Below are 8874 nucleotides of genomic sequence, written 5' to 3'. Positions count from 1 at the left end.
GCGCGACCCGCGGCGAGCGGCGAGCCGCGGCGAGCGGCGAGCCGTCCGGCGAGCAACAGACCGGCCAGGTAGCCCGCAAACGTTGCGCTGGCGACGAGGCCGAGCACCAGCGCGGAGAGCCGCAGGTCTTCCCGGATATCGGGCAGTGTCAGGCCGTAGGCGTAGCGGGCCATGCCGAAGCGACTCCGACCACCGCAGCTCCGGCCAGGCCGATCCGCCCGCCTGGGGAGAGCGTCATGAATTCCCCTTCATGCCGTGGGCCCGGCTACGTCACGGACCTCGGCCCGACTCCCGGGAGCATCGGCACTCACTGCGTGCATGCACCGACTCTCCCACGGCCGGATCAACTCGGTCACCTGCGGCCGACGACCGCGAGACCGGGTGTCAGTCCGCCGGATCCTGCTGGGCGGCCTCGGTGATCGGCGCCATGTCGAAGTAGTCGCGCCAGCCGGCGATCCTGCCGTCGACGACCTCGAAAGTCCCCATCACCGGCAGTTCGACGGTCCGTCCCCCGAGCGTGAACACGTCGACCCGCTCGTTGAGCACCACGCCGCCGTGGACAGCCTGGTGCCGGATGCGGAAATCGATGCCGCCGAACGAGGCGACGAACCCGGCGATGAACTCCTCGATCGCCGCGCGCCCGCGCACCGGTTCCATCGGGATGTTGTGGTAGACGGCGTCGTCGGTGAAGTAGGACGCGAGCACGGCCGGGTCGGGATCGGCCCAACGGCGGCAGAATTCGGTGACGAGCTCGTCGGGGGTCATGCGGTTCCTTCCGTCAGGCCCGGGCGAAGCGCGCCGGGTCGGTGCCCGGGACCCGGCGCGCCCGGCCTCTCTCGATGAGGTGCCGCACGTGCGCCGAGGCCTCGGACAGCGCCATCTGCTTGCCCGTGGGCGGAGTCTGGTCCCAGGGGCGGTACCACGTCATCCGCTCGGCAGCCTGCCACAGCGTCAGCTCCTCGTCGCCGAACGCCGCGTACAGATCGTCGAGGCGTCGCTCGTGGTGCTCGACGAGCGCGTCGGTGCGGGCCGCGAGGTCGTCGATCGGCTGCCGGTGCGCGGGCAGGGTGCGCCGGGCCGGGAGCGTGCCGACGGCGCGCAGGGAGTCGATGAATTCGCCGAGGGCGTCGCGTTCGGGGAGGGGGAAATCGAAGTCGCCCACGTGCGGGGTCGTGGTGGCGAGGACGTGGTCGCCGCTGAAGAGGATGTCGTGCTCCTCGATGTAGAAGCAGGCGTGGCCGGGGGTGTGCCCGGGGGTGAACACTGTGCGCAGGGTGCGGCCGGCGAGCGTGATCCGTTCGTCGGTGGCGAGCTTGCGGTCGGGATGGACGTCGGGCTTGCCGGTTGCGCGTTCCCCGTTCACCCGGTCGAGGTAGGTGGTGATCTCGTCGTCCGGGGCGCCGGCGCGGCGCCACTGCTCGGCCTCCCACTCGGCGTTGCCGTCGCCGGAGATCATGAGCTCGAGCTGGCCGAAGTCGTCCTCGTGCATGCCGACCCAGCAGCCCGACGCCTCCCGGATCCGGCCGGTCAGACCGACGTGGTCGGGATGGAAGTGGGTGACGACGACCCCCTCGACGTCCGCGACGGAGGCGCCGACGGCGGCGAGGCCGTCCTGCAGCGCGGCCCAGGACGTGTCGTCGTTCCAGCCCACGTCGACGAGGACCAGCCCGCGCGGCGACTCCATCGCATACACCTGGGTGTCGCCGACCGGCAGGTCGCTCACCGGTACGGGGATGCGGTAGATGCCGTCGCCGATGTCGCGGGCGTGGTCCATGGGGTCCTCCGAGCTACTCGATCGTTAGCCATTCAATGAACACAAACAGTAAACTATTTGGGTTCGTGCGGCTCGATGATCGCCATGATCGACCGGATCTCCCCCGCTGGGATGGCGAAGTGCTCGGTGACCGCCACGGTGAGGGTGCCGTCGCCGGCGTCGAGGTCGAGCAGGAACCGCGCGACGACGTTGTCGTCCCACTCGCGAAACGTCAGCTCCCGCACACGACGGATCGAGCGGTACTCGGGGCCCTGCTCGAGCCGGTCGCGGATCTCGACGCCGCTGTCGCCGGTGCGCACGCCGTTCTCGACCCGCCACGCGTCGGCCGCGAGCCGCACGTGTGATGCGTCGTGTCCGACGAGGGAGCGGATGTAGGAGCGGGCCATGGCGACGCGGGCGCTGTCGGTGGGCGCGCCGGCATGCTCGGCGATCGCGGCCATCAGGGTCGGCGCCCAGTCCGGCCGGCAGATCACCAGGTCCGGCATGTAGGGGTGGGGGCGGTTGTACTCGAGCTCGCTGCCGTCGATGCGGGCGCAGTACAGCCCCGCCGCCTGCGCGACCCCCACCGGCGCCGCGGAGTCCCACTCCCACTGCCCGCCGGCGTGCACGTAGGCATCGACGTCGCCACGCACCACCGCCATGGCCTTGGCCCCGGCCGAACCCATCCGCACCACGTGGGCGCCGACGGCCCGGGCGACGTCGGCGACGAAGGCCGGCGGCCGGCTGCCGCTGACGACGATCCGGGGCCGTCGGCCGGCCAGCGGCCGCAGTTCGGCGGGACGGACGTCGTCGGTGCCGTAGACGGCACCGACGGCCGGCTGAGCGACGGCGGCGGCGGTGATACCCCTGCCGGCCTCCCACAACGCGACGTGCACGGCCCAGTCCTCGTGGTCCGGCATGCCGTACTCCTTGGACCCGTCCAACGGGTCGACGATCCACACCCGCTTCGCGTGCACCCGCACCGGATCGTCGGCGGATTCCTCCGAGAGCACCGCGTCGCCGGGGCGCTCGGCGGCGAGCCGCTCGAGGATGTACGTATCGGCGGCGCGGTCGCCGCGGCGGCCGAGTTCGCGACCGGTGAGCGTGTCGGCCTCGGCCGCGCGGACGGTCAGCAACAGTTCGCCTGCAGCGGTGGCGATCTCGGCGGCGAGGGCGGCGTCATCGGTCATGGGGCCAACAATTCCATGACCAGCCCGGCCTGCGCGACCGGATCGCCGTCCTGCGGCCGCAGCACCAGGTCCGGCCGGGTGGGCGCCTCGTAGGGGTCGTCGATACCGGTGAACCCGGTGATCTCCCCTGCCCGGGCCCGGGCGTACATGCCCTTCGGATCGCGGGCCTCGCAGTCGGCGAGCGGGGTGTCGACGAACACCTCGAGGAACGGCAGCCCGGCCTCCCGGTGCTGCTCGCGGATCCGGTCCCGGTCGGACCGGTACGGGCTGATGAGCGCGCAGATCGTCACCAGGCCCGCGTCGGCCATCAGCTGCGCCACCGCGCCGACGCGCCGGACGTTCTCCGCGCGGTCCCGCGGCCCGAAGCCGAGGTCGGCGTTGAGGCCGTGGCGCAGGTTGTCGCCGTCGAGCCGGTAGGCCGGGACACCGGCCGCGAGCAGGCGCCGCTCGAGCGCCGCGGCGACGGTGGACTTGCCCGACGCCGACAGGCCGGTCAGCCACACCGTCGCGCCACGCGAGAGGCGTTCGGCGCGGGTCGCCTCCGCCGCGTGCCACACGACGGGGGCGGCGGCGAGGGTGGGTCCGGTGATCATCCCGGCGGCGACGGTGCTGCCGGTCGCGTCGTCGACGAGCACGAAGCTGCCGGTGGTCCGGTTGCGCCGGTAGGGGTCGAACAGCACGGGACGGCGGGTCCGCAGCTGCACCCGTCCGATCTCGTTGAGGGTCAGCGATCGTGCCGTCCCGTCGCGGTGGAGGGTGGTGACGTCGAGCCGGTAGTCGAGCCGCACCACGTGCGCGGCGGTGGCGTTGGAGGTGTGCAGCAGGGTGTAGGTGGCGTCGGGTGCGAGACCCGGGCCCTCGGCGAGCCAGCACACCATCGCGTCGAGCTCGTGCCCGACGAGCGGGCGGTTCCCCGGGCGGCACAGCATGTCACCGCGGCCCACGTCGAGGTCGTCCTCGAGTTCGAGGCACACGGCGCTGCCCGCGAAGGCGCTCGGCACCGGGTCGCCGCCCGGTCCGTGGACGGCGCGCACACGCGTGCCGTAGCCCGAGGGCAGCACCACCACCTCGTCGCCGGGGGCGAACGCCCCGCTCGCGACGGTGCCGGCGTAGCCGCGGAAGTCGCGGTGCTCCCCGTGACCGGGGCGGAGCACGTACTGGACGGGGAATCGCGCGTCGATGAGGTTGCGATCGGAGTCGACGTGCACCTGCTCGAGACGGTGCAGCAACGAGGCGCCCTCGTACCAGGTCATGGTGGTGGTGCGCGTGACGACGTTGTCGCCGAGCAGCGCCGACACCGGCACGAACGTCAGGTCGTGGATGTCGAGTTTGGCTGCGAACGAGGAGAATTCGGCGCAGATCTCGTCGAAGCGCTGTTGCGACCAGTCGACCAGGTCCATCTTGTTGACGCACAGCACGAGGTGGGGGACGCCGAGCAGGCTGGCGAGAAAGGCGTGCCGGCGGGTCTGCTCGACGATGCCCTTGCGGGCGTCGACGAGAATGAGGGCGAGGTCGGCGGTCGAGGCGCCGGTGACCATGTTCCGGGTGTACTGCTCGTGGCCGGGGGTGTCGGCGACGACGAAGGCGCGGTGCGGGGTACAGAAGTAGCGGTGGGCGACATCGATGGTGATGCCCTGTTCCCGCTCCGCCCGCAGTCCGTCGGTGAGCAGCGCCAGATCGGGGGTGTCCATGCCGCGCTCGCGGCTGGTGCGGGTGACGGCGTCGAGCTGGTCCTCGGGCACGGCCTTGGAATCGTGGAGCAACCGGCCGATCAGGGTGGACTTGCCGTCGTCGACGCTGCCGGCGGTGGCGATGCGCAGCAACCGGGTCATCAGAAGTAGCCCTCCTTCTTGCGGTCTTCCATGCCGGCCTCGGAGATGCGGTCGTCGGCGCGGGTGGCGCCGCGCTCGGTGACGCGGCTGACGGCGACCTCGGCGACCACCTCGTCGGGGGTGGCGGCGGCGGATTCGACGCACCCCGTGCAGGTGGCGTCGCCCACCGTGCGGAACCGCACCAGCGCGTCGCGCGGCTCGTCGTCCGGCAGCAGAGCGAGGAACTCGTTGAGCGCCAGCAGCATTCCGTCGCGCTCGACGACGGTGCGGCGATGGGCGTAGTAGAGCGACGGCAGCTCGATGCCCTCGTCGCGGATGTAGTTCCAGACGTCGAGTTCGGTCCAGTTGGACAGCGGGAACACGCGGATGTGCTCACCGCGGCGGTGCCGGCCGTTGTACAGCTGCCACAGTTCGGGACGCTGCGCCTTGGGATCCCACTGCCCGAACTCGTCGCGGAAGGAGAACACGCGTTCCTTGGCGCGGGCCTTCTCCTCGTCGCGGCGGGCGCCGCCGAACACCGCGTCGAATCCGCCTTCGCGGATGGCGCGCAACAGCGTTCGGGTCTGCAGCCGGTTGCGGCTCGCGCGCGGGCCGACGTCCTCGACGGCCCGGCCGGCGTCGATGTCGTCCTGCACCGAGGCGACCAGCAGGCGCACCCTCCGGCGGGCCGCCTCGGCGTCGCGGTAGGCGAGGACCTCGGGGAAGTTGTGGCCGGTGTCGATGTGCAGCACCGGAAACGGGATCGGCGCCGGCCAGAACGCCTTGGCCGCCACGTGCAGCATCACCGCGGAGTCCTTGCCTCCGGAGAAGAGCAGCACGGGACGTTCGAAGGTGGCCGCCACCTCCCGGAAGATGTGCACGGACTCGGCCTCGAGCGCGCGCAGCAGGGACAGTTCGTACGACGGCGTGAGGGTCATCGGGGCTCCAGCTCACGAGCGCCGGTCCAAATATGTACCGGCTCGGTCGAAAGGTTTCGCCCCGAACAATAGAACGAGTTTCAGTTCCGGGTCAACGCCTCGCGGGGTGCGAGCGAATGTATCGCCCACTCGATCAGACCGACGGCATGATCCATTCGCTCGGTCCCCCGGGGCCGCAACACCCGGCCGTCACCGGGCCGGGCGACGCCCGCGTCACCGGGCCGGGCGACGCCCGCCGAGCTCGCGCGTGACGGCCTCGGCGGTGGCCACGAGGGCCGCCCCGCGCCGGGCGATCTCCCGGTTGGCCAGGGTCGCGCCCACGTGGAGCGTGAGCACCACCGACTGCCGCCCGTCCGCGTCGTAAGCGGGGGCGGCGAGCAGGTTCACCGGATGCTCGGCGTCGGCCGGTTCCGCCCCGGTCAGCAGCACCCGCTCCCCCAGGCTGGACACCATCTCCCCCAGCAGTTCGCGCAGCTCGGACGGCAGGTCGTGCGCCGCGACGCCCGCCATGAGCGCGTGCAACCGCCGCCCGCCCGCGGTGAGCGACTCGACCAGATATCCCGCGGTGCGGCACTCGTCGACCACGTCCCGCAGGCGGTCCCGGTCCAGCCGCACCGGAAGCGTCGGCTCGCGCGCGAGCCACTGCTCGAGCCGCTCGTCGGAGTCCCACAGCACGTACATCAGGCCCACCGGCGGCGCGAACGGATAGACCTCTCCCACCCGCGCCCCGGCACCGCCCGGATCGGCCCCGGCGACGTCGAGGACCGCGATGCGGTCGCCCACCACCGCCGACGCGGCGCAGGTGGCACCGAACTCGGCGCCGAGCGCGGCCAGGTGCCGGTGGGTGACGGGACCGACGGCGAAGCCGCGCTGCGCGGCGCGGCCCGCGACGATCAGCGCGGGACCGAGGCTGTACGTCCTGTCCGCGGGATGGCGCATCAGGTAGCCGGCCTCGGTCAGGGCGGTCAGGATCCCCAGGCACGTCGGCTTGCTCATGCCCAGCCGGCGCGCCAGCTCGGAGAGCCCGAACCGGGTCTCCGGGTGCGCGACCAGGTGGTCCAGGACCTGCACGACCCGCTCGGTCGGCGGCGAACGCCGAGCGGACGACGTCGCGGCGGCCTCGGTCATTGACGCCTCCTTGGAACACGTTCTATCGTCGCTGCACCGAGAGCCTACCGCACCGGTACATATTTGAACCGCAAGGAGATCGTGTGCTCACCGATCCGCTCACATCCGCCATCGCCGAGGCCGAGAAGCTCGTCGCGACGGCGCCGCACATCCGCACCGAGCAGGACCTGGTCGAGGGGTACCGCTACCTCGCCGGCGGGATCACCGCCTGCGTCCACTCGGCGTGGGCGGCCGAGAGCCCCCACCCCACGTTCGTCACCGGCACCGGGCCCTACACGAAGATGGGACTCGACAACCCCGACACCCTCTACTTGGGGGCGCGCATCCGCGACGACGCCGAGTACGTCGTCACCGGCCGCCGCGGCACCACCTGCGACCTGAGCTTCCAGGTGCTCGCCGGCAACTACACCGACGCCGAGGTACCCGGCAACGTCACCGCGTTCGACGACCGCGAGCTGCGCATCGCCGACGACGGCACATTCGAGGCCCGGTTCGGTCCCGGCCCTGCCGACCCCGGAAACAACTACTTCACCCTCGCCCCCGGCTCGTCCCAGCTCGTCGTCCGGGAGGTCTACAGCGACTGGTCCCAGCGGCGCGGCACCCTGCGCATCGACCGGGTCGACGCGCTCGGCACACCGCCGCCCGAGCCGACGCAGGACGACGCCGCCGCTCGCTACCGGCGGGCCGGGCGCGCGCTCGTGTCCCGGGTGCGGACGTGGCTGCAGTTCCCGCAGTGGTTCTACCTCGATCTTCCGGTCAACACGGTCACCGAACCGCGGCCTACGCCCGGCGGCCTGGCCACCCAGTACTCGTCCGTCGGGCACTTCGACCTGCGCGACGACGAGGCGATGATCCTCACCGTCCCCGCCTCCGACGCGCCCTACCAGGGCTTCCAGCTGGGCAGCCTCTGGTATATCTCGCTCGACTACATCCACCACCAGACGTCGCTGAACAACACACAGGCCCAGGTCGATCCGGACGGGATGATCCGCATGGTCGTCTCCGCCCGCAATCCCGGCGTCGCCAACTGGGTCGAGACCCTGGGCCGCAGCCGCGGGTTCCTGCAGTTTCGCTGGCAGCGCCTCTCCCGCGACCTCACGACCGCGGACGGCCCGACGGCCCGGGTGGTCCCGTTCGACGACCTGGCCGCGGCACTGCCGTTCCTCGACCACAACCGGGTCACGCCCCAGCAGTGGTCCGCGCGGATCGCCGCTCGCCAGACCGCGATCGCCGACCGGATGCTCGGGTGAGCGCCGTGACCACCACCCCGAGCCCCCTGCTCGCCGGACAGACCGTCGTGGTCAGCGGCGTCGGGCCCGGACTCGGCCGCACCCTTGCGGTGCGGTGCGCCGAGCACGGCGCCGACGTCGTGCTCGCCGCCCGCACCGCCGCCCGCCTCGACGACGTCGCGGCCGAGATCACCGCCCTGGGCCGGCGCGCCCTGTCCGTCCCGACCGACATCACCGACACCGGCTCCGCGTCCCGGCTGGTCGAGACGGCCCTCCGCGAGTTCGGCCGGGTCGACACCCTGGTCAACAACGCTTTCTCGGTTCCGTCGATGAAACCGTTGGCACGCACCGACTTCCAGCACATCCGCGACAGCGTGGAACTCACAGTCCTCGGCGCGCTGCGCCTGACCCAACTGTTCACCGACGCCCTGACCGAGACGAAGGGCTCGGTGGTGAACATCAATTCGATGGTGCTGCGACACTCGCAGGAGCGCTACGGCAGCTACAAGCTGGCCAAGTCGGCCCTGCTCGCGCTGTCACAGTCCCTCGCCACCGAGCTCGGCCCTCACGGAATCCGAGTCAATTCCGTTGCTCCCGGCTATATCTGGGGAGAAAACCTGAAGGCGTACTTCGAGCACCAGGCAGAGAAGTACGGCACCACCGTCGAACAGATCTACCAGCACACCGCGGCGGGCACCGACCTCAAACGCCTGCCCACCACCGAGGAGGTGGCCGACGCCGTGATCTTCCTCGCCTCCCCGCTGGCGCGGGCCGTCACCGGCCAGTGCCTGGACGTGAACTGCGGCGAATACCACCACTGACCAG

The 8874-nt window shown here is 71.6% G+C and carries 9 protein-coding genes; 2 read left to right on the top strand and 7 right to left on the bottom strand.

Annotated elements, in window-relative coordinates:
* The 7 genes from CQZ88_RS31225 to CQZ88_RS17150 all read right to left on the bottom strand — a co-directional run.
* The coding region (locus CQZ88_RS31225) for a YbfB/YjiJ family MFS transporter (protein ID WP_258008641.1) at positions 1–173 on the bottom strand (173 nt) is incomplete at its 3' end.
* A gap of 211 nt (positions 174–384) precedes the next feature.
* On the bottom strand, positions 385–765 hold the full coding sequence (locus tag CQZ88_RS17175; RefSeq protein WP_006940201.1) for a limonene-1,2-epoxide hydrolase family protein: 381 nt from the start codon (positions 763–765) through the stop codon (positions 385–387).
* A 13-nt stretch (positions 766–778) separates the two neighbouring features.
* Positions 779–1774, bottom strand: coding sequence for an MBL fold metallo-hydrolase (locus CQZ88_RS17170; protein ID WP_043797217.1), 996 nt, complete (start codon positions 1772–1774; stop codon positions 779–781).
* Positions 1775–1827: 53 nt separating this feature from the next.
* Positions 1828–2943 (bottom strand): 3'(2'),5'-bisphosphate nucleotidase CysQ, encoded by a 1116-nt coding sequence (locus CQZ88_RS17165; RefSeq protein ID WP_006940198.1) that lies wholly within the window; start codon positions 2941–2943, stop codon positions 1828–1830.
* Positions 2940–4775, bottom strand: coding sequence for an adenylyl-sulfate kinase (gene cysC / locus CQZ88_RS17160; RefSeq protein ID WP_102800078.1), 1836 nt, complete (start codon positions 4773–4775; stop codon positions 2940–2942). Before cysC ends, CQZ88_RS17165 begins: the two co-directional genes overlap by 4 nt.
* Positions 4775–5692, bottom strand: a complete 918-nt coding sequence (gene cysD, locus CQZ88_RS17155) for a sulfate adenylyltransferase subunit CysD (protein WP_029542913.1) — start codon at positions 5690–5692, stop codon at positions 4775–4777. Before cysD ends, cysC begins: the two co-directional genes overlap by 1 nt.
* Positions 5693–5905: 213 nt before the next feature.
* Positions 5906–6820: a helix-turn-helix domain-containing protein gene (locus CQZ88_RS17150; RefSeq protein WP_006940188.1), complete on the bottom strand. Its 915-nt coding sequence runs from the start codon at positions 6818–6820 to the stop codon at positions 5906–5908.
* Between the two features lie 83 nt (positions 6821–6903).
* Here CQZ88_RS17150 and CQZ88_RS17145 point away from each other — a divergent pair, with 83 nt between their 5' ends.
* Together CQZ88_RS17145 and CQZ88_RS17140 are read left to right on the top strand one after the other, a co-directional pair.
* Positions 6904–8070, top strand: coding sequence for a hypothetical protein (locus CQZ88_RS17145; protein WP_006940186.1), 1167 nt, complete (start codon positions 6904–6906; stop codon positions 8068–8070).
* Positions 8067–8870 carry an SDR family oxidoreductase gene (locus tag CQZ88_RS17140; protein ID WP_006940184.1) on the top strand — a complete coding sequence of 268 codons (804 nt, stop codon included), beginning with the start codon at positions 8067–8069 and terminating at the stop codon, positions 8868–8870. Before CQZ88_RS17145 ends, CQZ88_RS17140 begins: the two co-directional genes overlap by 4 nt.
* Positions 8871–8874 lie beyond the last annotated feature (4 nt).

The organism is Rhodococcus sp. ENV425 (genome assembly GCF_002887785.1).
Classification (GTDB): domain Bacteria; phylum Actinomycetota; class Actinomycetes; order Mycobacteriales; family Mycobacteriaceae; genus Rhodococcus; species Rhodococcus aetherivorans.
The sequence above is the reverse complement of the archived record's forward strand: the minus strand, read 5'-3'. Positions and strand labels throughout refer to the sequence as shown.

Excerpts from the sequence above, each read along its gene's own strand:
- cysD (WP_029542913.1), bottom strand. The coding sequence starts at position 5,692 with ATGACCCTCACGCCGTCGTACGAACTGTCCCTGCTGCGCGCGCTCGAG.
- CQZ88_RS17175 (WP_006940201.1), bottom strand. The coding sequence starts at position 765 with ATGACCCCCGACGAGCTCGTCACCGAATTCTGCCGCCGTTGGGCCGAT.
- CQZ88_RS17170 (WP_043797217.1), bottom strand. The coding sequence starts at position 1,774 with ATGGACCACGCCCGCGACATCGGCGACGGCATCTACCGCATCCCCGTA.
- cysC (WP_102800078.1), bottom strand. The coding sequence starts at position 4,775 with ATGACCCGGTTGCTGCGCATCGCCACCGCCGGCAGCGTCGACGACGGC.
- CQZ88_RS17165 (WP_006940198.1), bottom strand. The coding sequence starts at position 2,943 with ATGACCGATGACGCCGCCCTCGCCGCCGAGATCGCCACCGCTGCAGGC.
- CQZ88_RS17150 (WP_006940188.1), bottom strand. The coding sequence starts at position 6,820 with ATGACCGAGGCCGCCGCGACGTCGTCCGCTCGGCGTTCGCCGCCGACC.